Genomic DNA, 22,547 nt, shown 5'->3' on the forward strand with positions numbered 1-22,547 from the left:
CGGGTGAATCCTGGCAAGGTGGGCGCATGGCTGATCGGGGAGCGAGCGCTCTGTCACTCCCGGACGACTGGCCGGACCACCCGGATCCGATCCTGGCGCTCAACCGCATGGGCAGCTTCGACTGGGACCTGGACACCGGCCTGATGCAGATGGACGCCCAGGCCCACGAGATCTTCGACGTGCGCCCCGAGGAGTACGACGACCACCCGGAGACCCTGGCGATGCGGGTCCCGCCCGGCGAGTCCAGCCGCCTGGACTCCGCCGTCTCGCAGGCGCTGAAGGACGGCAGCGAGAACTATGGCGCCTACTTCCGCATCCGCCGCCGCGACGGCACCCTGCGCTGGACCCACACCCAGGGCTACATCCGCCGGGACGAGAACGGACTGCCCCGCCGCATCATCGGCATCGTCCGCGACGCCACCGAGGAACTCAGGGACCACGAGGCCCACCGCGAGCAGGCGGCTCAGGAGGACGCCCGCCGCCAGCAGACCAACGTCGTGCAGCTCACCACGGCCGCCCTCGCCCACGCGCGGACCGTGCAGGAGGTCATGGACGCCGTCAAGGACACCCACGGTCTCACCCATCTGGGCGCCACCAGTCTGGTGCTGGGGCTGATCGAGGCGGGCCGCATCCGGCTGATCGCCGAGGGGCCCGCCGGCAGCTTCGTGGAGGGGACCCGGATCACCCGGATCGACGAGCCGTACCCGATGAGCGAGGCCGTACGGACCCTCAGCCCCTGCTACATCGAGTCGCCCGAGGAGTTCGCCGAGCGCTACCCGCTGCTGTGGCCGCACCTCACGGACCTCCACATCACCTCGGCGGCCTACCTCCCGCTCATCGTCCAGGCCCGCCCGATCGGCGCGATGGGCCTGCTCTACAGCGACCGCCACGGCTTCTCCCCGGAGGAGCGCAACATCCTCGTCGCCCTGGGCAGCAGCATCGCCCAGAGCCTGCAGCGCGCCATGTTCTACGAGCAGGAGATGGACCTGGCGCAGGGACTCCAGCAGGCCATGCTGCCGCGCACCATCCCCAGCGTGCGCGGCGCCGAGGTCGCCGTGCGCTATCGCGCGGCCAGCATCGGCGGCTCGTTCGGCCGGGACATCGGCGGCGACTGGTACGACCTGATCCCGCTGCCCGGCGGACGCGTCGGCGCGGTCATCGGCGACGTGCAGGGCCACGACACCCACGCCGCCGCCGTGATGGGCCAGTTGCGGATCGTGCTGCGCGCCTACGCCGCCGAGGGGCATCCGCCGGCCACCGTGATGGCCCGCGCCTCCGGGTTCCTGCACGAGCTCGACACCGACCGCTCGGCGACCTGCCTCTACGCCGAGGCCGATCTGTCCACCGGGGTGCTCCAGATGGTCCGGGCCGGGCACATCGACCCGCTGGTGCGGCGCACCGACGGCACCTGCCGGCGCATCTGCGTCCCCGGTGGGCTGCCGCTCGGCCTGTCCGCCGAGTTCGGGCAGCTGGATTACCCGGTCGGCACCATGGAACTCGACCCCGGCGACACACTGCTGCTGTGCACCGACGGCCTGGTCGAGCAGCCGGGGGCGGACCTCGACGACGGCATGGAGGCCCTCGCCGAGCTGGTGGCGACGGGCCCCGACGACGTCCGGGAGCTCGCCGACCGGCTCAGCGACGTGGCGGCGGATCGCGGCGGCGGTGACGACGTGGCCCTGCTCGTGCTGCGCCGCCGCAGCCTGGACAGCCCGCGGGCGGGCGGCCGGCTCCAGCAGCACGTGGCCCCCGGCGATCCGGAGGCGCTGTCCGAGGCCCGGCGCATGATCCGCGCCGCGGTCGCCGCGTGGGGGGCACGGGACCGCGCCGACGAGATCGAACTCGTGGCCGACGAGCTGATCACCAACGCCCTGATGCACACGGAGGGAGCGGCGGTGGTCACCCTGAGGGTCCTCACCGGGACCGAGCGGCGGCTGCGCGTGGAGGTCGAGGACTCCTCCAGCGCCCTGCCACGCCGCCGGGAGGCCGGGGACTCGGGGGTCTCGGGGCGCGGGCTGCTGCTGGTCGAGATGCTGTCGGACGTGTGGGGCGTCGAGGCGCGCGGCGGCGGCAAGTGCGTGTGGTGCGAGTTCGTGGTGGCAGCCGAGCCGGCCTGACCGCACCGGCACCCGGTGGCACTCTGGACGTATGCCGGAACTCCCCGAGGTCGAGGCGCTCAAGGACTTCCTCACCGAGCACCTCGTCGGCCACGAGATCGTACGGGTGCTGCCCGTGGCGATCAGCGTCCTGAAGACCTACGACCCGCCGCTGAGGGCACTCGAGGGCCACGAGGTCACCGTCGTGCACCGCTACGGCAAGTTCCTGGACCTCGCCACGGGCGGCGGCCCGCATCTGGTCACCCATCTGGCCCGCGCGGGCTGGCTCCAGTGGAAGGACCCCCTGCCGAGCGGTCCGCCCCGCCCCGGCAAGGGGCCGCTCGCCCTGCGCGTGGCCCTGGAGACCGGCGCGGGCTTCGACCTGACGGAGGCGGGAACCCAGAAGCGGCTCGCGGTGTATGTGGTGACGGACCCGCAGCAGGTGCCCGGCGTGGCCCGGCTGGGCCCGGACCCGCTGGCCGCCGACTTCGACGAACGACGCCTGGCCGCACTGCTGTCCGGTGAACGGCGGCAGCTCAAGGGCGCGCTGCGGGACCAGAGCCTGATCGCGGGCGTCGGCAACGCCTACAGCGACGAGATCCTGCACGCGGCCCGCATGTCCCCCTACAAACTGGCGGCGTCCCTGACCCCGGAGGAGACCACCCGGCTCTACGAGGCGCTGCGCGGCACGCTCAGCGAGGCGGTGGAACGCTCCCGCGGGGTCGCGGCGGGCCGGCTGAAGGCCGAGAAGAAGAGCGGTCTCAGGGTCCACGGCCGTACCGGCGAGGCGTGCCCGGTGTGCGGCGACACCATCCGCGAGGTCTCCTTCAGCGACTCGTCCCTGCAGTACTGCCCGACGTGCCAGACGGGAGGCAGACCCTTGGCCGACCGAAGGCTCTCGCGCCTGCTCAAGTGACCTCGGCCGCCGCCCACCGCCTCGAGTCTCGGCCGCCCGGCTCCCGGGCGCGGCCCGCCCGTCGGATCGCCCCGCCTCCGCCCCGGCCGGGCTCCCGGATCACATGACACGCGGCCGCGCCGGGCCGGAGCCTGCCCGAGCCCATGAGACGGCCCGGCCGCGTCTTTCTGCGCATCGGCTGTCGCAGCGCCTTGGCTGTCGTGGACGTACGGGTCAGCTCGGGTTCAGGGTCACCAGGTGTTCGCCGTCCGCCGTGCGGACCTCGTAGCGGGCGATCTCGTCGGGGTGCATGGCCGAGCCGGTCATCATGGTGTTGGGGCGGGCGTCGTGGTGGCGGACGCTCCAGCTGGTGACGGTCTCCTCGGAGCCGTCGTGGCCGACCACGACCAGATGGCAGTCGCGGGGACCCGCACCGTCCTTGACCTTCAGCTCGACCTGGCTGCCCCAGTCCTGGTCCTCCGTCGTGATCTCCGCCCACACCCCGGACCGCTCGTCGGTCGCCGCGATGCTCACGGGCTCGTCACCCCCGCCGGCCATGATCGCGACGGCCGGCGCGGACACCGCGAGCACCACCGAGGCGGCCAGCGTGAACAGCAGCCTGCGCCGTCCCGCCCGGCGCCGGGCGGCCACCTCGGACATCAGCCGGTCCAGCATCCGCGGTCCCGGCTTGGCGAGCGGGTGCACCAGACGCGGCGTCGAGCGCCGGTAGAGCATCAACTGCCGCGTCGTCGGGCCGAATTCGGTCACCTCCGCAGCGCAGCTGGGGCACTCCATGAGGTGGTCCTCGAAGCGGAACGCCTCCGCCTCGTCCAGCACGCCGAGCGCGTAGGCGCCGACGTCGCGATGCCTCTCCAGGGACCTCATGCCGAATCCTCGTGCCGTTGGGTGCGGGTGGGGTTACTCCTTGCTCCCACCGGTACGCACCAGGCAGCCGAATCACTCAAGCCACGCCCCGAATCGTGACCAAAGGATTCGGAGCCGCCCGCCCCGCGGATTGGTCGGATTCCGGGAAACCTGAAAAATCCGGGATCCCGGGCGGCCGGGACCTAGAAGAGGTGGATGGCGAGGTGGCTGAGGGGGAGGCCGAGCTGCCAGGCCGGGGTCCACACCTTCGGCCCCTCGTCCTCGCCGGCGAGCGTGCCCCCGCCCGGCACGGCGTTGAGATCGGGTGCCAGCAGCTCGGTCTCCTGGAGCCAGCGCCACGCCGCCCGGGCCAGGTCCAGATCCGGGTCCCGTCCCGTCCGGCCGGACGCCACCGCGTCCGCGGTCAGATCCGCCAGGCGTTCCTCGACCCACTCCTGCCACGGCTGGTCGTAGGCCGTCAGCGACAGCCAGGTCTCCAGCTGGGTGACCACCCGGATGCCGGAGAGCTCGCCGTCGGTGTCGGACAGGAAGACGGTCAGCGCCAGCGCGTCCCGGCCGGCCCGGAACTCGAAGGACGTCGGCGGCATGAGATCGCCGCTGCGCAGCAGTTCGTCGGCGATGTACTCGGCGTACAACCAGGCCATGGGGACGGTCAGTTCACCGCCGCCGGAACCGTCCGTGCTCTCTTGACCTCTGTGCAGCATCCCTTCCTGCCTTCCTCCGGTGCGTGCGCGTCGCCCGAACCCGGGCCCTCGGTCCGGAACACGGATGAGGACAGCCGATTACTCAACCGGGGTCGTCGGCAAGGCGCTTTACGGAGGTTTGACTCGACCGTCGGTTTCACCGCAGGTCGGCGGCGTATCCCGGAAGCACCCTGCGCAAGGCGCGCAGCGCGTAGTACGCGCGGGACTTCACGGTACCGGGCGGGATCCCCAGGGCCTGCGCCGCTTCCGCCACACTCGCCCCCTGGAAGTACACGAGCACCAGGACTTCACGGTGTTCCGGAGTGAGTGTCTTCACAGCCTCGCGGACATCGAGCGTCGCCGCCGCCCGCTCCGCGTGATCGGAGATCACCCGCGCGTTCTCCAGCACCGCGTCGCCCACCTCGGCGGGCCGGGCCTGCCGGGCGCGCCGCGCGTCGATGGCGAGCCGCCGCGCCACGGTGAGCAGCCACGGGCGTACGGAGTCGAAGGCGTCGGCGCGCAGTGCCTCGGGATGCTGCCAGGCGCGCAGCAGCGTCTCCTGCACCAGATCCTCCGCCCGCTGCCGGTCTCCGTCGCAGAGCCGGAGCAGCAGCGCGAAGAGAGGCCGGCCGTGCTCGCGCTGCAGTGCGGCGAGCTCGTGCTCGGCGGTCGTCTCGTTCGTGAGGGTGATTCCGGCCGTCATGGCCGTATGGCAACGCACGGCGCCCCTCGGGGACAGGGCACGCACAGGGGCGTGCGGCGAACGGCCGATCGAGTCGACGAACGGTTCGACGAACGGTCGTGGCGGCCGTTCGCGCACGCCGGACGGCCTAAAGGGCGTGTCGGAGCCACGGCGAGCCGCAAACGGCTTCTTACCTGTTTATCCGTAAATGTGACTACAGCGGGGTGAGATGATGATCGCACGCAGTAGACAGGTGGCGCTGGCCCTGACCGTCGTCCTCGCCGCGGGCGCCGCCTGCCAGGCGAGGGAGCACCGGCCGCCCGCCACCGGGCATCCCGCGCCGTCCGCCGCCCGCGGCCTCACCCTCGTCGCCTCCGGGGACGTCCTGCCGCACACCTCGATCATCGACCGTGCCCGCTTCGACGCCGGTGGCACCGGTCACGACTTCCGTCCGATGCTCTCCGGCATCCGCTCCGTCGTCGCCCCCGCCGACGTGGCGCTGTGCCACATGGAGACCGTCTACGGCGCGAACGGCGTCTACACCGGCTACCCCGCCTTCCAGTCGCCGCCCGAGATCGCCGCCGGCCTCGCCGCCACCGGCTACGACGGCTGCTCCACCGCCTCCAACCACAGCCTGGACGCGGGCGCCGAGGGCATCCGCCGCACCCTGGACGCCCTCGACCGCGCGGGCGTACGGCACGCCGGCTCCGCCCGCACCGAGCAGGAGGCCCGCACCGTGACCGTGCTGCGTGCGGGCCAGGCGCAGGTCGCCCATCTCGCCTACACCTACGGCACCAACGTCTCCCCGTTCCCGCCCGACCAGTCCTGGTCCGTGAACCTCATCGACGAGACGAGGATCGTCGCCGACGCGCGGGCCGCCCGGACGGCGGGCGCCGACATCGTCGTGGTCTCGCTGCACTGGGGCACCGAGTGGCAGGAGAACCCGGACGGGCAGCAGGTCGCCCTGGCCCGCTCCCTCACCGCCTCCCGCACCGGCGGCCGGCCCGACATCGATCTGATCCTGGGCACCCACGCCCATGTCCCGCAGGCGTACGAGAAGGTCAACGGCACCTGGGTGATCTACGGGATGGGCGACCAGATCGCCGGCGAGATGTTCAACCACGACGGCGCCCGGGACCCGCGTGGCAACCAGTCCACGGTCGGCCGCTTCACGTTCACCCCGCCCGCGCGCCAGGGCGGGCGCTGGGAGGTGACCCGCGCGGAGTTCGTTCCGCAGCTGTTCGACGTGGACGCCGGCCGGGTCGTCAACCTCAACCGGGCGCTCGCCCAGGGCGCCGGACTGCACGCCGTGCGCGACCGCATCCGCGACGTGGTGCTGAGCCGGGGCGCGGCCCAGGACGGGCTGGTGATGGGGGAGTAGATCAGTCGACGTCCACCTGGTCGAGCGCGGTCAGCATGGCGCCGAGCACCCGCAGGCACGCCGTCACATCGCTGCCCGTCAGACCCCCGCCCACCTCCCGGAGCAGCGCGTGCTCCCGCTCGAGAACGGAGGTGATCACCGAGGAGCCGTCCGGGGTGAGCCGGATCAGCGAGGACCGCCGGTGCGCGGGGTTGGGCACGCTCTCCACCAGTCCCCGCGCCGCGGCGTCGTTGACCATGCGCTGCACGAACTGACGGCTGATCGACTGTGCGCGGCCCATCTGCGGCACGGTCATCGGCCCGCCGCGGTGCAGCAGCGTCAGCACGGCCCGCACGCCGACGGAGAGGCCCTCGGCGGCCAGACCCTGCTCCACGCTGCGCTGGGCGCGCCGGTAGAGGGGGCCGACCAGGTCGTACACGTCGGTGAGGCGGCGGGCGAGATCGTCCGGCGGCAGGGGCTGGTCCACGTCGTTCACCCCCTCATCATGACACCTGAGTTGCCAAACTTCCGCCAGGATGACACCTTGGTTGTCATGACGGCTGCTTCCGAACTCCGCTACTTCCCCTCCTCCGACGGCGACCTGGCCTACGTCGACACCGGAGCGGGCGATCCCGTCGTGCTGCTCCACTCCGGATACGTCGACCACCGCCTCTTCGAGGCGCAGATCCCGGTGCTCGCCGAGCACCACCGCGTCATCGCCCCCGACGTACGCGGCCACGGCTTCTCCGCCAACGCCACCGCGCCCTTTCGCTGGGCCGACGATCTCGCCGCCCTGCTGCGTCACCTCGACGCCGGTCCCGCGGTCCTGGTCGGTGTGTCGATGGGCGGCGCCATCGCCACCGACACCGTGCTCGAACACCCGGATCTGGTCCGCGCGGTGGTCCCCTGCGGCGCGTCGACCAGCGAGTTCCAGTACACCGACCCCTGGTACCGGGAGATCCAGGACGAGTACGCCCGCACCCTGGGCGCCGGGGACCTCGACGGCTGGCTGACGGCCTTCCTGCGGGTCGTACCCGGACCGCACCGCACGCCCGACGACATCGACCCGGACATCCTGCGCCGGCTGCGGGAGATGGCGCTGCACACGATGTCCAAGCACCACGCGGGCGAGAAGGACTGGCACGTGCCCGTCACCGGCACCTGGGAGCGCGTGCCGAAGATCGACGTGCCGGTGCTCACCGTCAACGGCTCACTCGAACCCGCGGACCTGACGGGGGAGGCGGAGCGGCTCGCGCGGGCCGTCCGCGACGGCCGCTCCGTGACGATCGAGGGCGCCGGACACTACACCTGCCTGGAACAGCCCGAGACCTTCAACCGCGTCCTCCTGGACTTCCTCGCGGGACTCTAGGGCTGCTTGCCGGTCGGTTCCTCGCGCCGCGCCAGCTCCGAGCGCCGGTAGGAGTACGCGAAGTAGATGACCAGGCCGAGCGCGAACCACACGGCGAACCGCGCCCACGTCTGCCACTGAAGGAACGTGATCAGCCAGATCGAGAACACCACGCCCACCGCCGGCACCACCGGCATCCACGGCGTGCGGAAGCTGCGCGGCAGCTCCGGCTGCCGGTAGCGCAGCACGATCACCGCGGTGCACACCACCACGAAGGCCAGCAGGATGCCGATGTTGGTCAGCTCGGCCGCCTCGCCGATCGGCAGGAACCCGGCGATGGCGGCCGACGCCACCCCCACGATCCACGTCACCCGCGTCGGCACGTGCCGCGTCGGGTGGGTCTTGGCGAACCAGCGGGGCAGCAGCCCGTCCCGCGACATCGCGAACCACACGCGCGTCACACCCAGCATGAACGTGAACATCACCGTGAGGATGCCGATGATGGCGCCCACCGCGATCACGTCCGCGAGCCCGGTCAGCCCCACCGACTTGAACGCGGTCGAGAAGCCGCTCTCCGGATCGATCTCGGTGTAGTTCTGCATGCCGGTCAGCACCAGACAGGCCGCCACGTACAGCACCATCGAGATCACCAGCGAGTAGATGATCGCCTTCGGCATGTGCCGCTGCGCGTCCTTGGACTCCTCGGCCGCCGTCGACATCGCGTCGTAGCCGAACACGGCGAAGAAGACGGTCGCCGCACCCGTGAACGCGCCGCCCACCCCGTACGGGAAGAACGGGTTGTAGTTGGCCGTGTCGATGTGGAAGACCCCGACCGCGATCACCAGCAGCACGACCAGGACCTTCAGGATCACCACCACCGTCTCGAACCGGGCCGCGTTCTTGATGCCCAGGTTCAGCAGGAAGGCGATGAGCAGACACAGCAGCGCCGCGAACAGGTCCACCTTGTGACCGTCACCGGTGCCGGGCGCGCCCAGCATCCAGTTCGGCAGGTCCGCGCCCATCTCGTTGACCAGGAAGCTGAAGTAGCCGGAGATACCGATCGCGACCACCGCCACGATCGCGGTGTACTCCAGCAGCAGGTCCCAGCCGATGAACCAGCCCGCCAGCTCCCCGAGCACCGCGTACCCGTACGTGTACGCCGAGCCCGCCTTCGGGATCAGCCCCGCGAACTCCGCGTACGACAGCGCGGCCGCGGCACTGGCGACACCGGCGATGAGGAAGGAGATCAGCACCGCCGGCCCGGCCGTGCCGTTGGCCACGGTGCCCGCGAGAGTGAAGATGCCCGCGCCGATGATGCCGCCCACGCCGATCGCGGTGAGCTGCCCCAGGCCGAGGGTGCGCTCCAGCCGCGTGCCCTCCCCGACTTCCGTCTCCTCGATGTGTTCGATGGGTTTGCGGCGGAGAATGCCCTCACCCATACGGAGCCCGGCCATGCGCCTCACCTCTTCGCGATCGGCAAACGGCTGACGGCGGATCATGATGCCCTCGTCCCGGCCGAGACGGAAGACGCCACGCACACCTCCGGGCGCCCCCGGTCCCTCAGGGAACCACCGTCACCGGCCAGCGCCCCGCCTTCACCAGCCGGACCGCCACCGATCCGACGAAGCGGTGGCCCGCCTGCTCGGAGGCGCCGACCACCACGGCGTCCGCCTTGAGGTCGTCCGCGGCCCTCACCAGGCCGTTGTAGGGGTCGCCGCGGAAGGTGTGGAACTCCCAGCGCACGTCGAAGATCCCCCGCACCCGCTCGGACGCCTCCCGGATCTGCGCCATCAGATCCTCGGCGATCTCGTCGGTGACCGCGGCCACCGGCGCCCCCAGCGCCGCGCCCGCCGCCAGCACCGGCTGCACGTACACCAGGGCGAGCAGCGCACCCTGGCGCCGGGCCAGCCCGGAGGCGTAGGCCGCCGCCCGCATCGAGGAGTCGGAGCCGTCCACCCCGACCACGATCACCTTGGGCCCGTCGGTGCCCCGCTCGAACTGCTGGGAGTCCTGTTCCCTCACGTCGCGAGGCTATCGAACACCTCCCCCCGTCCCCAGTCCCCGCCCGCACTCCCGCTCGGCGCGCGAGTCCGCGCCGGTGTTCCTACAGTCGGAATCATGAGTGCCACCGTGGACGCGGGCAGAGTCCAGGACACCTCGGGGCCGGTACGACGGCGCGAGCGGGCCGTCCTCGGCCGGGTGCCCCAAGGGTTCGCGGTGTTCTTCGCCCTCCTCGGCGCACTGTCCGCACTGCTCGCACTCGTCCCGTCGCTGCGCACCCTGCTGCGGCCCGTCGTCGACGTGCTGGAGCTGCTGCTCGTCCCGGTCAGCGCCAACCTGGCCTACGCCGTCTTCCTCTTCCTGCTCGCCGCCGCGACCGGCGCCCGCAAGAAGGTCGCCTGGTGGCTGGTCGTCGTCTACCTCGCCCTGCTGCTGCTCGCCGACGTCCTCGGCATGGCCGCCGGCCTGTACGCCGACTCGATCCCGTCGTTCGTCGTGTGCGCCCTCGCCCTCGGCCTGCTCGTCCTCGCCCGGCGCGAGTTCTACGCCGCCTCCCGCCCCGCCGCCGTTCGGCGGGCCCTCGCCGTGCTCGCCGCCGGGCTCGCCCTGGCGGTGCTCGTCGGCTGGGGTCTCGTCGCGCTGTTCCCCGGCAGCCTGCCGGCCGGCCAGCGCCTGCCCTGGGCCGCCAACCGGGTCTTCGGCGGCCTCATATCCGGCGGCACCTTCGACGGCAGCCCGCCCCGCTCACTGTCCTTCCTCCTCGGCCTGTTCGGCGCGCTGGCCCTGCTGAACGCCGCCGCCACCTTGTTCCGCTCCCAGCGCCTCGAGGCCGCCCTGCACGGTGACGAGGAGGCCCGTATCCGCGCCCTGCTGCGGGCCTACGGCGAGCAGGACTCCCTCGGCTACTTCGCGACCCGCCGCGACAAGGCCGTCGTCTTCTCGCCCAGCGGCAAGGCCGCCGTCACCTACCGCGTCGAGGCCGGGGTGTGCCTGGCGAGCGGCGACCCCGTCGGAGACCGGGAGGCCTGGCCGCACGCCGTCGCCGCCTGGCTGGACGTGGCCCGGCGGCACGCCTGGACGCCCGCCGTGATGGGCGCCTCCGAGGAGGGCGCCCGCGCCTTCGTCCGCGCCGGGCTCGGCGCCCTGCAACTCGGCGACGAGGCGGTGCTGCACGTGCCCGACTTCGACCTCGACGGCCGCGACATGCGCGTCACCCGGCAGGCGGTCAACCGGGTGCGGCGCACCGGTGCCCGCTGCCGGGTGCGCCGGCACGCCACCCTCACCGAGGACGAGATGCGGCAGATCGTCGACAAGGCCGACGCGTGGCGCGACACCGAGACCGAACGCGGCTTCTCCATGGCCCTCGACCGGCTCGGCGACCCCGCCGACGGCGACTGCCTCCTCGTCGAGGCGCTCGCCGCCGACGGCCGGCTCCTCGCGCTGCTCTCCTTCGTCCCCTGGGGCCGGGACGGCATCTCCCTGGACCTGATGCGCCGGGACCGCGAGGCCCCCAACGGTGTCACCGAGTTCATGGTCGCCGAACTGTGCGCCGCCGCCCCCAAGCTGGGCGTGCGCCGGATCTCCCTCAACTTCGCCGTGTTCCGCTCGGCGTTCGAGGAGGGCGCCCGCATCGGGGCGGGACCGGTGCTCAGACTGTGGCGGCGCATGCTGCTGTTCTTCTCCCGGTGGTGGCAACTGGAGGCCCTGTACCGCTCCAACGCCAAGTACCGCCCCGACTGGTGTCCGCGCTTCCTGTGCTACGCCGACGCCGCCTCCCTCGCCCGCGTCGGCCTCGCCTCCGCCGTCGCCGAGGGCTTCGTGTCCGTACCGTCCCTGCGCAAACTCCTCGGAAAGGGGCACCCGAAGGGCGGACCGCGGCCCACCGGCACGGAGGGCCTGCCGTCCTCGGCGGCGCCCGGTCTCGCCGGAGGGGACGAGACCGACGCCGCCGACCCCCTCGCCCACCTGCCCGACCAGGTCCGCGTCCGGCACCGCAAGCTGGACCGGCTGCGCGCGGACGGCACCGACCCCTACCCCGTCGGCGTGCCGGCCCGCACCCACACCCTCGCCGAGGTCCGCCCGGGCCAGGACGTCACCGTCGCCGGACGGATCATGCTGGTGCGCGACTTCGGCGGCATCGTCTTCGCCGTCCTGCGCGACTGGTCCGGCGACCACCAACTCGCCCTCACCCGCGCCGAGTCCGGCCCAGCGCTCGCCCGCTTCAGAGCCCACACCGACATCGGCGACCACATCACCGCCACCGGCCGCGCGGGCCTCAGCGACAAGGGCGAGCCCACCGTCTTCGTCAGCTCCTGGCAGCTCACCGGCAAATGCCTGCGCCCCCTGCCCGACAAACGCCGCGGCCTCGCCGACCCGGAGGCGAAGGTCCGCCGCCGCTACCTCGACCTGGTGGCGAGCCCCGAGGCCCGCGAGGTGATCCGGCACCGCTCCACCGCCGTCCAGGCCCTGCGCCAGGGCCTGCTGGAGCGCGGCTTCCTCGAGGTCGAGACGCCGATGCTGCAGCAGATCCACGGCGGCGCCAACGCCCGCCCCTTCACCACCCACATCAACGCCTACGACCTCGACCTGTATCTGCGCATCGCCCCCGAGCTGTATCTGAAAAGGCTGTGTGTGGGCGGCCTGGAGAAGGTCTTCGAGCTGGGCCGCACCTTCCGCAACGAGGGCGTCTCCTACAAGCACAACCCCGAGTTCACCATGCTGGAGGCCTACCAGGCGCACGCCGACTACGACGTGATGCTGCACCTCGTGCGCGAACTGATCCAGGGCGCCGCCACCGCCGCCTTCGGCGCACCCGTCGCCCACAAGGACGGCAAGGAGTACGACATCTCCGGCCCCTGGCCGGTCAAGACGGTCCACGCCGCCATCGGCGAAGCCCTCGGCGAGGAGATCGGCCCCGGCACCGAACTGCCCGAACTGCTCCGCCTGTGCGACCGCGCGGGCGTGCCGTACGTCGAGGACGACGGGCCCGGCGACGTGGTCCTGGAGATGTACGAGCGGCTCGTCGAGGAGAGGACGGAACTGCCCACCTTCTACAAGGACTTCCCGACCGACGTCTCCCCGCTCACCCGGCAGCACCGCACCGACCCCCGGCTCGCCGAACGCTGGGACCTCGTCGCCTTCGGCACCGAACTCGGCACCGCCTACTCGGAACTGACCGACCCGGTGGAACAGCGCCGCCGCCTCACCGCCCAGTCCCTGCTCGCCGCCGGGGGAGACCCCGAGGCGATGGAACTCGACGAGAACTTCCTCGACGCCCTCGAATACGCCATGCCGCCCACCGGTGGCCTCGGCATCGGCGTCGACCGGCTCGTCATGTTCCTCACCGGGCTCACCATCCGCGAGACCCTGCCCTTCCCCCTCGTACGCCGCCGTTGACGGACCGCTGCGCCGAGCGGGTGGATTCGTGCCGCCACACCGGTGTCGCTGAGGTGCGTCGGCCTTCCGCTGGGCGACTGATGTCTCATGCAGAAGGATCACTTCCTCACGCGGCGCCGGGCGTTGCTGGCCGGCGCCGCCGCCATGGGGGCCGCCGGGCTGGCCGGCGCGCTCGCCACCGGTACCGGCAGGGAGGCGGCACGCCCGGCGCCGGCGCCCGCCGCCGGCGCCCAGGCCGCACGCCGCCCGCTCCAGCCGTCCGCGTACCGCCTCCAGCCGCTCACCGGCTACGGCCCGCCGCGTACCGTGCCCGGCCGGACGCCCGTGCGCAGCACACCGCTGCTGCGCATGTCCGGACGCGGCAACACCATGGTGCTGACCTTCGACGACGGCCCCGACCCCCGCTACACCCCGGACATCCTGGACACCCTGGCCGCGTACGACGTGCGCGCGATGTTCTTCGTGTGCGGGGAGATGGCCGTCGAGAACAGGGACCTGCTGGCGCGGATGGCCGACGAGGGCCATGTCGTCGGCAACCACACCTGGTCCCACCCGCTGCTCACCGGTCTGCGCCGCAGCCGCATCCGCTCCGAGATGGAACGCACCTGCGACGTCATCGAGAAGGCCTACGGCGAGCGCCCCGAGTGGTTCCGCGCCCCCTACGGCGCCTGGAACCGCGCCGCCTTCCAGCTCGGCGCGGAACTGGGCATGGAACCCCTCGCCTGGACCGTCGACACCCTCGACTGGACCAGCCCCGGCACCCGCACCATCGTCGAACGGGTCGAGGACGGCGCCGCCCCCGGCGTCGTGGTGCTCTCGCACGACGCCGGGGGCGAACGCTCCCAGAGTGTCCGGGCCCTGCGCGACTACCTGCCTCAACTGCTCGACTCCGGCTACCACATCAGCGTGCCCCGCCGGCAGTACGTCTGATCCCGTCGGACGGGACCGGACCCGCCCGCCCGGGACGAGGCCGCTTCAGCGGACCTCGACCAGGCGGGCGAAGACGACGACGTTGCCGTCGTAACCCTCCTGCGGCGAGAACCCGCCGCCACAGGTGATCACCCGCACCTCCGCGGCCCCCTTGGAGGCGTACACCCGCTCACCGGGGAAGCTGTTCTTCGCGAAGACCTCGACTCCGTAGATCTCGAACACCGCCGTCTTGCCGTCCCGGCGCGCGATCTCGACGCGCTGGCCCTTCTTCAGCGCGCCCAGGCCGTAGAACACGGCCGGGCCCTGCTGATTGTCCACATGGCCGACGACGACCGCCGTGCCCTTCTCGCCGGGGGAGACCGCGCCGCTGAACCAGCCCGCCAGGTTGGGGTCCTCGGGCGGCGGTGCGTCCACCCAGCCCTCGGCGTCCAGACCCACCGGCATCATCGGCGCGTCCACCTGGATCGCCGGGATCCGCACCCGGTCCGGCACGCCGAACGGCAGGGGCGCGGCCGTCCCGGTCGTCAGCCCTGCGGGCGTCCGGCTGTCGGCGGCGGCCGCGCTGGCGGGCTGCGGCGGGCCCACGTCGAACTCCCCGGAGCCGTTGCGGACGAGCGCGAGCCCGGTGAGCAGAACCAGCGCTATCACGCCCCACGGCGCGCGCTTCTTCGGCCGCTGCTCCTCTTCGAGTTCGGCCGCCTCGAAAGCAGACATTCGCCTTCCCCTCTCGACACGGCCGTCGCCGTGTCACTCGCGCATGGCAGAACGCTAAGTGCCGCGTGCGCAACCGGCGACGGGGCAGCGGCGAACGGGTGGCCCGGGCGTTCACCGGTGCGCCATCCGGGGCGACCCGCCGATAAGATTTTCTGACGGTCCGTGACCTGCGGCGATATCCGATCATGCGGTGGGTGCGCGGGGCACGGCCTCACCGGGACGGACCATTCCCGACATGCGGGTCGCGGCACTGCCACCGAATGTCTTTCCGGGAGGCGCTTCTCGCCGATCGACCGGGGACGGGACCCGGGGCGCCTTCCGCGGAGGATCACATGCGCAATCCACGTGCCCTGGCGGCCGCCGGTGCCGCCGTCGCCGTCCTCGGCCTCGCCGCCCCGGCGGCCGTCGCCGACCAAGGCCGGCTCCCCGGCCCGTCGAACATCGTCGCCCTGCCCAGCGTCATCGCCGCCGGCGGCCAGCTGACCATCACCGTCGACGGCTGCCCCAACGGCGGTCACGCGACCTCCCATGCCTTCCCGCGGACGGAGCTCCGGCCGATCAGCGGCGGCAGCAGCACCGCGAAGGGCACCGCCACCGTCAACTCCGACGCGCGGCCCGGCCCGTACGACATCACCGTCCACTGCTCCGGTCGCAGCCTGACCCGTCCGGCCGCCTTCAGCGTCATCGGCGGTGTCCGCGGCGGCATCGGCGGCAGCAGCACCAGCGGGGCGACGCCGACCGACGTCGCCATCGGCGGTGCGCTGGTCGCCGCGGCAGTGGTCGGCGGCGGTGTGTTCTGGATGCGCCGCCGGGCCGAGAAGCGCATCTGAGCCCGCCGCGCCGCTCGGGGCCGTGCCGCGCACGTGGGCCTCGCGCCTCGGAATCCCGTACCGGTTCCGGGGCGCAGTCCTGCGGTCACCCGTCCCGCGGCCGCTCGCGCCGGGACAGCCGGTACGCCACCCCCAGAGCGCCGGCGACGAACACGGCGCCCAGTCCCGTCCTGCCGGGGTCGAGCCCGGTGAGGCTGCCGCCCGCGCCAGCGTGCACGCCCTCGGGGTGACGGCCCGGCTCCGCCTCGGCGGGGGAGGGCAGCGGGACCGGGCTGCCGCCGACCACGGTCACCGTCGTGGTACCGGTGATCCCGTCACAGGTGAACGCCACTCGGTGCTCCGTGCCGGTGCGCGCGTCCCAGTCGACCACGGCCGTCGCCGTCGCGCGTGTCGGCGGGACGACGACCGTGTCGAAGACCGGCGAGGAGATCCTTGCCGGGCCCCTGCAGCGCTCGTCGTCGCGCTCGACGCGCAGGGTCACCGCGTCACCCGGCTCGACGATCGCAGGCTCCACGCCGAAGCCGAACGGCGTGATGTCGCCGTCCCCGGCCGAGACCCCCGAAACGGCCGAGACGGCCGCCGGCGGGGCACCGGCGGCCGTCTCGGCACCGGCGGCCGGTGCGGCGGCGAGGGTGAGGGCGCCGACGCCCAGCAGCGCGGCGGAAGCGGCGCGTATCGCGTGCATGGTGAGTCCTCCGGGTTCCGGGGCACGGCTGCGGTCCTGTTCCGCTCGCGCCGTGAAGGCACCTCGATGACCGAAACGCTAGGAAGGTCCACACGGCCGCGCGATCGCAGTCGCGCGAACGGGTCACTGCCGTGGGCCGGCCGGGGGACGCACACGGCGCGGCGCGCGTCCCCCGGGCCGCTGTCGTGCCCGGCGCTCAGACGTGCGGGAAGAGATACCGGAACGGATCCGCCGACGCGGTGATGCCCCTGCTGTACGGGGCGTCGAAGTCCCAGATGAGGAAGAGCAGGAAGGCGATCAGCGCCGAGAACAGCCCGGCCAGGACCAGTTCGCGCCCGGTGCGCCGGATCTGCAGCGCGAAGATCATGCCGATGGTGACCACCGCGCCGGCAACCAGCCCGAACCACACCACCCCCGGCATCGTCTGACCGGTGGACTCCGCCCGCGCCGAACGCGCCTGGTCGGCGGCGGTCACCTGGTCCACGAGCGGCTGATAGGCCTGCGCCTCGAAGTCCGTGCGCGGCCGGTAGTCGGTGACGTCCCGGCGCACCCGGTCCAGCAACTCGGTGCCGCGCTCGGTGACCTCCCCCTTCTCGGCCATGGTGCGCCACTCCGTGGTGACCACATGTCCGACATAGGCGTTGACATCGTCGCGGATGCGGTCGCGGACCTCGGGCGGGTAGACCCGTACCCGCTCGGTGATCTCGTGCAGCGCGGCCGCCTCCGCACGCACATGTTCCTGCGCGGCGCTGCGCCCTTCCCAGACACCGGCGATGGCCAGGCCCAGGACGATGGCGTAGACCACCCCGATCCACATCGTCATGTACTCGATGACGTCAGGGGTCTCGCTGGTGTCCTCGTCGTCGGCCGCCCTGCGGTGCCGTACGACGGTGATGACGACCACCACGAGACCGGCGGCCAGCATCGCGAGGGTGAGAACAAGCCATTCCGGCAAGGGTTCCTCCAGAGTGAACGGGCATCAGCGCGGACGCAGCGCGGCCACGGCGACCACCGCGGGCGTGGTGATGAGCAGGACGAAGGTCAGCGGCGAGGTGGTACCGCGCGAGGGCCGCGAGGCCCTGGCCGGCCGGTACGGCGGGTAGTGCACGGGCGTCGCGGACGGGCGGGGTGCGGGCTCGGCCGACGGGGTGGGGGCCGGTTCCGGTGCCGGGCGCGGCACCGGGGCGGGACCTGGTGGAGGCGGTGTCGGGCGGGCGGCGGGAGGCGGCGGCTTGGGTGCGGGTGTCGGGCTCGGCTTCGGCGGCGGGGGCGGGGTGGGCTTCGGCGGCGGCGTGGGTTCGGGTGGCGGCGGAGGAGGGGGAGGCGGCGTGGGCGTGGGTGGGGGCGTCGGTGACGGGGTGGGGGTGGGCGACGGCGGCGGGGAGCACGGCGGGACCGGCCAGGTGAGGCTGCCCGCGACCGCCACCGCCTCCGTGCCGTCCGGCCCCGTCGAGGCGTACGCGCAGGCGTCGGCCACCGCAGCGCCCGGCGCGCCGACGAGCGCCCAGGTCAGGGTCGCCGCGGCCAACGCGCGGGCCGCCAGGGCGGATCGGGTCGGTACGAGTCCTTGCACGACGAAGATCATGAGTCGCGAGCGGCCCGACCACGCCCGGGCGCCTGCTCTTTGCCCCGAAGGAGGGAAAACCGGGTGACCTGCGGTTCGATCCGCGGCTGCCGGGCCGCCCGGAGACGAGGACGGGTGTGCGAGGCGTCCCCCCGGAGGCTCTGCGCCCCGGAAAGAAAAGTGCGCACCTGTTGAACACAACAGGTGCTCCCGTGCGTACCCATCGTCGAGCGGCGGCACAGCAGGGCGCTGCAACACAACACCCTTGCGATGATGTGGAGTTGACGATGAAGACCTCCTGGCGGACCGCCTCGCTCGTGGCGAGCGCCGCGGCGGTGCTGGCCCTGACGACGGCCTGCGGTCAGGACGCTCCGCCGGCAAGCAGCCAGAACGTGGGCGCCACGGCCGGAGCCGGGGACTACGCCGGTGCCGGCAGCGGGGCCGGCAAGGCGCCCGGTGGCGACGCCCAGGCCTCGACCGGCCCGGCCGATTCCGGCGGCAAGCTGGCCGTCTCGACCAACGCCGAGCTCGGCAAGGTGGTGACCGACGGCCTCGGCCGCACCCTCTACCGCTTCGACCAGGACGCCGCCGAGCCGCCCAAGTCCAACTGCGACGGCGACTGCGCCACGACCTGGCCGCCGGTGCCCGCCGACGACGCCTCGGCCGGTGAGGGCATCGACGAGTCGCTGCTCGGTGAGGTCACCCGGGCCGACGGCACCAAGCAGCTCACCATCGGCGGCTGGCCCGCCTACCGTTACGTCAAGGACATCAACGCCGGTGACGTCAAGGGCCAGGGCGTGGGCGGCAAGTGGTACGCGCTGAACCCCGAGGGCAAGAAGGCCCAGGCGGCCGAGCAGGCCGGCCTGTCCACCCGCAAGGACCCGAAGCTCGGTGAGATCGTCGTCGACAAGAACGGCATGACCGTCTACCGCTTCATGAAGGACGAGGCCTGGCCGGAGCCCGTCTCCGCCTGCACGGGCGAGTGCCTGCAGAAGTGGCCGGTGGTGGCGCCGGTCGACTTCGAGGACACCAAGGGCATCCAGAAGAAGGGCTACATGACCTTCACCCGCCCGGACGGCGCCGACCAGCAGACGATCAACTGCTGGCCCATCTACACCTTCGCCGGCGACAAGGCGCCCGGCGACACCAACGGTCAGGGCGTCGGCGGCACCTGGTACGCCGTACGGCCCGACGGAAAGCCGGTCGGAGCGCCGGAGAAGTAGCAACCTCCCCAGGGTGTCGTCCACTCCGGCGCCCCGACCCCGGTCCGCCCCTCCGCCTTGCGCGCAGGGGCGGACCGTTTTGCTGTGAACAGCCGGAAGAGCCGGGAATCTTCCTGCTGATCCGAGGTTCAGTACGCGCACGTGCCGCTGGCAGTGACCGGGAACGGATGGTCAATTTCCGTTTCGGGTCGCCGCTTTGGCGGGCGATCAGTAGCCTCTGCTCGAACACCGGATCGCCTGAGCCTCGGAGAGATACATGGAGCGTCCCGCCTGGGCCCCGCGGAGCATCGACATCACGGTGCCCAGCGTCTCCCGGATGTACGACTACTACCTGGGCGGTTCGCACAACTTCGAGGTCGACCGGGAAGCGGCCCGCAGGGCCATGGAGTTCATGCCGGGACTGCCCAAGATCATGCAGGCGAACCGGGCGTTCATGCGGCGGGCGGTGCGGTACGCGGTCGGCGAGGGGATCGGCCAGTTCCTGGACATCGGCTCCGGAATCCCCACCTTCGGAAACGTGCACGAGGTGGCGCAGGAGGCCGACCCCGCGGCGCGGGTGATGTACGTCGACCACGATCCGGTCGCCGTGGCCCACAGCCAGGCGGTTCTGGAGGGTGACGACAACACGGGCATCCTCGCCGCGGATCTCCGCAAGCCCCGGGAGATCCTGGACAGCCCCGAGGTGCACCGACTGATCGACCTGAATCGGCCAGTCGCGCTGCTTCTCGTTGCCATACTTCACTTCGTGGAAGACGCGGACGACCCGTATGCGGCGGTGGCCGAACTGCGCGAGGCCCTCGCGCCCGGCAGCATGCTCGTGCTCACCCATGCCTCCTACGAGGGCATACCGCTGCCGCCGGAGCGGGCCGGGGGAGCGGTGGACGTCTACCGGAACATCCGCAACCCGCTGATCATGCGCTCGCGCGACGAGATCGCGCGGTTCTTCGAGGGGTACGACATGGTGGAACCCGGACTGGTGTCGCCGCCGCGCTGGCGGCCGGACACCGCACCGGAGGACGAGGATCCCTACGCGTTCTCCGGTTTCGCGGGCGTGGGGCGCAAGGCGTGAGCGCACAGCCGGACGGGCCGGAGGACAGACTGCGCCGGTTCGCGACGATCTGGAGCCGGGCGGTCTTCCCGGTGACGTCGACGTCGTCGACCCGGCCCGAGCTGGAGGAGCAACTGCTTCCTGCGGCCCGGCGGTTGAGCGAGGCGCTGCACGCACGGGTCTTCGACGCCGAGGCGGGCCGGGCGGCCGGCGCCGCCCTGGTGGAGGCGCACTGCACCGACCCGGACGCCCTGAGCCGCACCCTCGACTGCGTGGACGCCTACCTGGTGCTGTACTGCGGCGGCGACGGCGACCGCGAGGACCTCCGGGCACGCTGCGCCCGGCTGCAGCACGCCATGGCCGCCGGGTTCGCCGAGGCGCTGCGCCGGCGGACCCTGGCCGAGCAGGAGTCCATCGCCGAGGCCGCGCTCCGCGCCCAGGGCGTCGTGGCGCAGGCCCTGCACGCCACCGAGGCCCGGTTCCGCGCGGTGTTCGAAGGCGCGGCCATAGGGATCGGCATCGCCGACCTCGAGGGCAACGTCCTGCAGGTCAACGGCGCCCTGCGGCGCATGTTCGGGCTGTCCGAGCAGACCCTGCGCGGCCGCAACGTCATCCAGTGGACCCACCCCGACGACGCCCCGCAGGTCTGGAAGCTGTACGAGGAGCTGGTGCGCGGCGAGCGCGAGCACTACCACGTGGAGAAGGCGTTCTACCGGCCTGACGGAACGGTCCTGTGGACCAACCTGACGGTCTCCCTGCTGCGGGACGCCGACGGCAACCCGCAGTACCAGCTGGCCCTCATGGAGGACACCACCGAGCGGCGCCTGCTCAACCTCCGCCTGCGCTACGAGGCCACCCACGACGCGCTGACCGGCCTGCCCAACCGGACGTTCTTCTTCGAGCGCCTGGAGAAGGCGCTGAGCGCCGGCGAGGGCCAGCGGTTCGGCCTGTGCTACCTCGACCTGGACGGCTTCAAGACCGTCAACGACAGCCTCGGCCACGCGGCCGGTGACCGCCTCCTCGTCGAGGTGGCCGACCGGCTCCAGTCCTGCGCCACCGCGCCCGGCGAGATGGTCGCCCGGCTCGGCGGCGACGAGTTCGTGGCCCTGACCACCGGCCCCGACACCCGGCGCACGGTCGACGAGCTCGCCGCCCGCATCATGAACGCGCTGCTCGCCCCCATCAGCATCGACGGCCGCGAACTGACCGTGCGCGGCAGCATCGGCATCGTCGAGGGCCCGGCCGGTGAGCGCAGCGCGGCGGAGGTGCTGCGCAGCGCCGACATCACCATGTACCGGGCCAAGTCGGCGGGCGGCAACCGCTTCGAGCTCGCCGACCCGGAGGCGGACGCCCGCGCCATCACCCGGCACGGGCTGACCACCGCGCTGCCGACGGCCCTGGAACGCGGCGAGTTCTTCATCGAGTACCAGCCGCTGGTGCACCTCGGCGACGGCAGCGTCCGCGGCGCCGAGGCCCTGGTCCGCTGGCTGCACCCGCAGCACGGTGTCCTGTCCCCCGACCGCTTCATCCCGCTCGCCGAGCACACCGGGCTGATCGTCCCCCTCGGCCGGTGGGTCCTGGAGCAGTCGGTACGTCAGGCCCGCGAGTGGCGGGAACGCAACGGCGGCGCCGACGCCCTCGGCCCGCTCCGCATCAACGTGAACCTCTCGCCCTGCCAGCTCACCCACCCCGGACTCGTCCAGGACACCGTCGAGATCCTCGAACGCACCGGCGTCGAACCGAACGCGCTCTGCCTGGAGGTCACCGAGTCCGCACTGATCGGCGCCGACGACGACCTCCTCAAACCCCTGCGCCGCCTCGCCGAGATGGGCGTCGACATCGCCCTGGACGACTTCGGCACCGGCTACTCCAACCTCGCCAACCTGCGCCGCCTGCCGGTGAGCGTGCTCAAACTGGACCGCTCCTTCACCCAGAGCATGCAGCAGTTCCCGGCGGACCCGGTCGACCTCAAGATCGTGGAGGGCATCGTCGCCCTGGCCCACAGCCTCGACCTCGCGGTCACGGTCGAGGGCGTCGAGACAGGCGCCCAGGCCGAACAGCTCCGCATACTCGGCTGCGACACGGCCCAGGGCTGGTACTACGCCCGCCCGGGCCCCCCGGAAAGGCTCCATGATCTGACCCTGGCGGATGCAACCCCCTGAAGGGGCGCGGGCAACCGCGCGATCAACCACCATGCACCCGCACAC

The 22,547-nt window shown here is 72.3% G+C and carries 20 protein-coding genes; 10 read left to right on the forward strand and 10 right to left on the reverse strand.

Annotated elements, in window-relative coordinates; translation table 11 throughout:
* Positions 1–26 precede the first annotated feature (26 nt).
* Both AB0412_RS05945 and AB0412_RS05950 read left to right on the forward strand, forming a co-directional pair.
* On the forward strand, positions 27–2,117 hold the full coding sequence (locus tag AB0412_RS05945) for a SpoIIE family protein phosphatase (protein WP_366401241.1): 2,091 nt from the start codon (positions 27–29) through the stop codon (positions 2,115–2,117).
* Between the two features lie 31 nt (positions 2,118–2,148).
* The gene (locus AB0412_RS05950) at positions 2,149–3,012 is read left to right on the forward strand and encodes a DNA-formamidopyrimidine glycosylase family protein (RefSeq protein ID WP_366401242.1); all 864 of its coding nucleotides are present in this window, start codon (positions 2,149–2,151) and stop codon (positions 3,010–3,012) included.
* 213 nt (positions 3,013–3,225) lie between these two features.
* On the opposite strand, the gene AB0412_RS05955 is transcribed toward AB0412_RS05950, so the two are convergent.
* The 3 genes from AB0412_RS05955 to AB0412_RS05965 all read right to left on the reverse strand — a co-directional run bounded on the left by AB0412_RS05955 (position 3,226) and on the right by AB0412_RS05965 (position 5,262).
* Positions 3,226–3,876, reverse strand: coding sequence for a zf-HC2 domain-containing protein (locus AB0412_RS05955; protein ID WP_366401243.1), 651 nt, complete (start codon positions 3,874–3,876; stop codon positions 3,226–3,228).
* A gap of 182 nt (positions 3,877–4,058) precedes the next feature.
* Positions 4,059–4,580: a hypothetical protein gene (locus AB0412_RS05960; protein WP_366401244.1), complete on the reverse strand. Its 522-nt coding sequence runs from the start codon at positions 4,578–4,580 to the stop codon at positions 4,059–4,061.
* Between the two features lie 136 nt (positions 4,581–4,716).
* The gene (locus tag AB0412_RS05965; protein ID WP_366401245.1) at positions 4,717–5,262 is read right to left on the reverse strand and encodes a sigma-70 family RNA polymerase sigma factor; all 546 of its coding nucleotides are present in this window, start codon (positions 5,260–5,262) and stop codon (positions 4,717–4,719) included.
* 211 nt (positions 5,263–5,473) lie between these two features.
* Here AB0412_RS05965 and AB0412_RS05970 point away from each other — a divergent pair, with 211 nt between their 5' ends.
* Positions 5,474–6,622, forward strand: a complete 1,149-nt coding sequence (locus AB0412_RS05970; RefSeq protein WP_366401504.1) for a CapA family protein — start codon at positions 5,474–5,476, stop codon at positions 6,620–6,622.
* Between the two features lies 1 nt (position 6,623).
* Here AB0412_RS05970 and AB0412_RS05975 read toward each other — a convergent pair whose 3' ends face one another.
* Positions 6,624–7,097: a MarR family transcriptional regulator gene (locus AB0412_RS05975; protein ID WP_366401246.1), complete on the reverse strand. Its 474-nt coding sequence runs from the start codon at positions 7,095–7,097 to the stop codon at positions 6,624–6,626.
* A 57-nt stretch (positions 7,098–7,154) separates the two neighbouring features.
* Here AB0412_RS05975 and AB0412_RS05980 point away from each other — a divergent pair, with 57 nt between their 5' ends.
* Complete coding sequence (locus AB0412_RS05980; protein WP_366401247.1) at positions 7,155–7,970, forward strand: alpha/beta hydrolase; 816 nt, start codon at positions 7,155–7,157, stop codon at positions 7,968–7,970.
* On the opposite strand, the gene AB0412_RS05985 is transcribed toward AB0412_RS05980, so the two are convergent.
* Both AB0412_RS05985 and AB0412_RS05990 read right to left on the reverse strand, forming a co-directional pair.
* Positions 7,967–9,403, reverse strand: coding sequence for an amino acid permease (locus AB0412_RS05985; protein ID WP_366401248.1), 1,437 nt, complete (start codon positions 9,401–9,403; stop codon positions 7,967–7,969). The two genes, AB0412_RS05980 and AB0412_RS05985, sit on opposite strands and share 4 nt — an antisense overlap.
* Positions 9,404–9,509: 106 nt before the next feature.
* Complete coding sequence (locus AB0412_RS05990; protein WP_366401249.1) at positions 9,510–9,971, reverse strand: universal stress protein; 462 nt, start codon at positions 9,969–9,971, stop codon at positions 9,510–9,512.
* A gap of 96 nt (positions 9,972–10,067) precedes the next feature.
* Between AB0412_RS05990 and lysX the strand changes: the two genes are divergently transcribed.
* Both lysX and AB0412_RS06000 read left to right on the forward strand, forming a co-directional pair.
* Positions 10,068–13,346, forward strand: coding sequence for a bifunctional lysylphosphatidylglycerol synthetase/lysine--tRNA ligase LysX (lysX, locus tag AB0412_RS05995; RefSeq protein ID WP_366401250.1), 3,279 nt, complete (start codon positions 10,068–10,070; stop codon positions 13,344–13,346).
* Positions 13,347–13,433: 87 nt separating this feature from the next.
* Positions 13,434–14,276: a polysaccharide deacetylase family protein gene (locus tag AB0412_RS06000; RefSeq protein WP_366401251.1), complete on the forward strand. Its 843-nt coding sequence runs from the start codon at positions 13,434–13,436 to the stop codon at positions 14,274–14,276.
* A gap of 45 nt (positions 14,277–14,321) precedes the next feature.
* Here the strand turns inward: AB0412_RS06000 and AB0412_RS06005 are convergent, their stop codons facing one another.
* On the reverse strand, positions 14,322–14,990 hold the full coding sequence (locus AB0412_RS06005) for a class F sortase (RefSeq protein ID WP_366401252.1): 669 nt from the start codon (positions 14,988–14,990) through the stop codon (positions 14,322–14,324).
* A 332-nt stretch (positions 14,991–15,322) separates the two neighbouring features.
* Here AB0412_RS06005 and AB0412_RS06010 point away from each other — a divergent pair, with 332 nt between their 5' ends.
* The gene (locus AB0412_RS06010) at positions 15,323–15,820 is read left to right on the forward strand and encodes a hypothetical protein (protein ID WP_366401253.1); all 498 of its coding nucleotides are present in this window, start codon (positions 15,323–15,325) and stop codon (positions 15,818–15,820) included.
* A gap of 85 nt (positions 15,821–15,905) precedes the next feature.
* Here the strand turns inward: AB0412_RS06010 and AB0412_RS06015 are convergent, their stop codons facing one another.
* From AB0412_RS06015 to AB0412_RS06025, 3 genes are all read right to left on the reverse strand, one after another.
* Positions 15,906–16,505 (reverse strand): hypothetical protein, encoded by a 600-nt coding sequence (locus AB0412_RS06015; protein WP_366401254.1) that lies wholly within the window; start codon positions 16,503–16,505, stop codon positions 15,906–15,908.
* Positions 16,506–16,701: 196 nt separating this feature from the next.
* Positions 16,702–17,460, reverse strand: coding sequence for a DUF4239 domain-containing protein (locus tag AB0412_RS06020; protein WP_366401255.1), 759 nt, complete (start codon positions 17,458–17,460; stop codon positions 16,702–16,704).
* A 24-nt stretch (positions 17,461–17,484) separates the two neighbouring features.
* Positions 17,485–18,078: a hypothetical protein gene (locus AB0412_RS06025; protein WP_366401256.1), complete on the reverse strand. Its 594-nt coding sequence runs from the start codon at positions 18,076–18,078 to the stop codon at positions 17,485–17,487.
* A gap of 278 nt (positions 18,079–18,356) precedes the next feature.
* Between AB0412_RS06025 and AB0412_RS06030 the strand changes: the two genes are divergently transcribed.
* The 3 genes from AB0412_RS06030 to AB0412_RS06040 all read left to right on the forward strand — a co-directional run bounded on the left by AB0412_RS06030 (position 18,357) and on the right by AB0412_RS06040 (position 22,502).
* A complete protein-coding gene (locus AB0412_RS06030) occupies positions 18,357–19,292 on the forward strand; it encodes an SCO0930 family lipoprotein (protein ID WP_366401257.1) in 936 nt (311 codons plus the stop codon).
* A gap of 256 nt (positions 19,293–19,548) precedes the next feature.
* Positions 19,549–20,361, forward strand: a complete 813-nt coding sequence (locus tag AB0412_RS06035; RefSeq protein ID WP_366401258.1) for an SAM-dependent methyltransferase — start codon at positions 19,549–19,551, stop codon at positions 20,359–20,361.
* The gene (locus tag AB0412_RS06040) at positions 20,358–22,502 is read left to right on the forward strand and encodes an EAL domain-containing protein (RefSeq protein ID WP_366401259.1); all 2,145 of its coding nucleotides are present in this window, start codon (positions 20,358–20,360) and stop codon (positions 22,500–22,502) included. The genes AB0412_RS06035 and AB0412_RS06040 overlap by 4 nt, the downstream gene beginning before the upstream one ends.
* The last annotated feature ends 45 nt before the right edge of the window (positions 22,503–22,547 follow it).

Origin of the sequence: Streptomyces sp. NPDC052012, assembly GCF_040689265.1 — a bacterium.
In the GTDB taxonomy this organism is placed as follows: domain Bacteria; phylum Actinomycetota; class Actinomycetes; order Streptomycetales; family Streptomycetaceae; genus Streptomyces.

Coding starts and splice junctions, on each gene's coding strand:
- AB0412_RS05945 (WP_366401241.1), top strand. CDS start 27: ATGGCTGATCGGGGAGCGAGCGCTCTGTCACTCCCGGACGACTGGCCG.
- AB0412_RS05950 (WP_366401242.1), top strand. CDS start 2,149: ATGCCGGAACTCCCCGAGGTCGAGGCGCTCAAGGACTTCCTCACCGAG.
- AB0412_RS05955 (WP_366401243.1), bottom strand. CDS start 3,876: ATGAGGTCCCTGGAGAGGCATCGCGACGTCGGCGCCTACGCGCTCGGC.
- AB0412_RS05960 (WP_366401244.1), bottom strand. CDS start 4,580: ATGCTGCACAGAGGTCAAGAGAGCACGGACGGTTCCGGCGGCGGTGAA.
- AB0412_RS05965 (WP_366401245.1), bottom strand. CDS start 5,262: ATGACGGCCGGAATCACCCTCACGAACGAGACGACCGCCGAGCACGAG.
- AB0412_RS05970 (WP_366401504.1), top strand. CDS start 5,474: ATGATCGCACGCAGTAGACAGGTGGCGCTGGCCCTGACCGTCGTCCTC.
- AB0412_RS05980 (WP_366401247.1), top strand. CDS start 7,155: ATGACGGCTGCTTCCGAACTCCGCTACTTCCCCTCCTCCGACGGCGAC.
- AB0412_RS05985 (WP_366401248.1), bottom strand. CDS start 9,403: ATGGCCGGGCTCCGTATGGGTGAGGGCATTCTCCGCCGCAAACCCATC.
- lysX (WP_366401250.1), top strand. CDS start 10,068: ATGAGTGCCACCGTGGACGCGGGCAGAGTCCAGGACACCTCGGGGCCG.
- AB0412_RS06000 (WP_366401251.1), top strand. CDS start 13,434: ATGCAGAAGGATCACTTCCTCACGCGGCGCCGGGCGTTGCTGGCCGGC.
- AB0412_RS06005 (WP_366401252.1), bottom strand. CDS start 14,990: ATGTCTGCTTTCGAGGCGGCCGAACTCGAAGAGGAGCAGCGGCCGAAG.
- AB0412_RS06010 (WP_366401253.1), top strand. CDS start 15,323: ATGCGCAATCCACGTGCCCTGGCGGCCGCCGGTGCCGCCGTCGCCGTC.
- AB0412_RS06015 (WP_366401254.1), bottom strand. CDS start 16,505: ATGCACGCGATACGCGCCGCTTCCGCCGCGCTGCTGGGCGTCGGCGCC.
- AB0412_RS06030 (WP_366401257.1), top strand. CDS start 18,357: ATGAAGACCTCCTGGCGGACCGCCTCGCTCGTGGCGAGCGCCGCGGCG.
- AB0412_RS06035 (WP_366401258.1), top strand. CDS start 19,549: ATGGAGCGTCCCGCCTGGGCCCCGCGGAGCATCGACATCACGGTGCCC.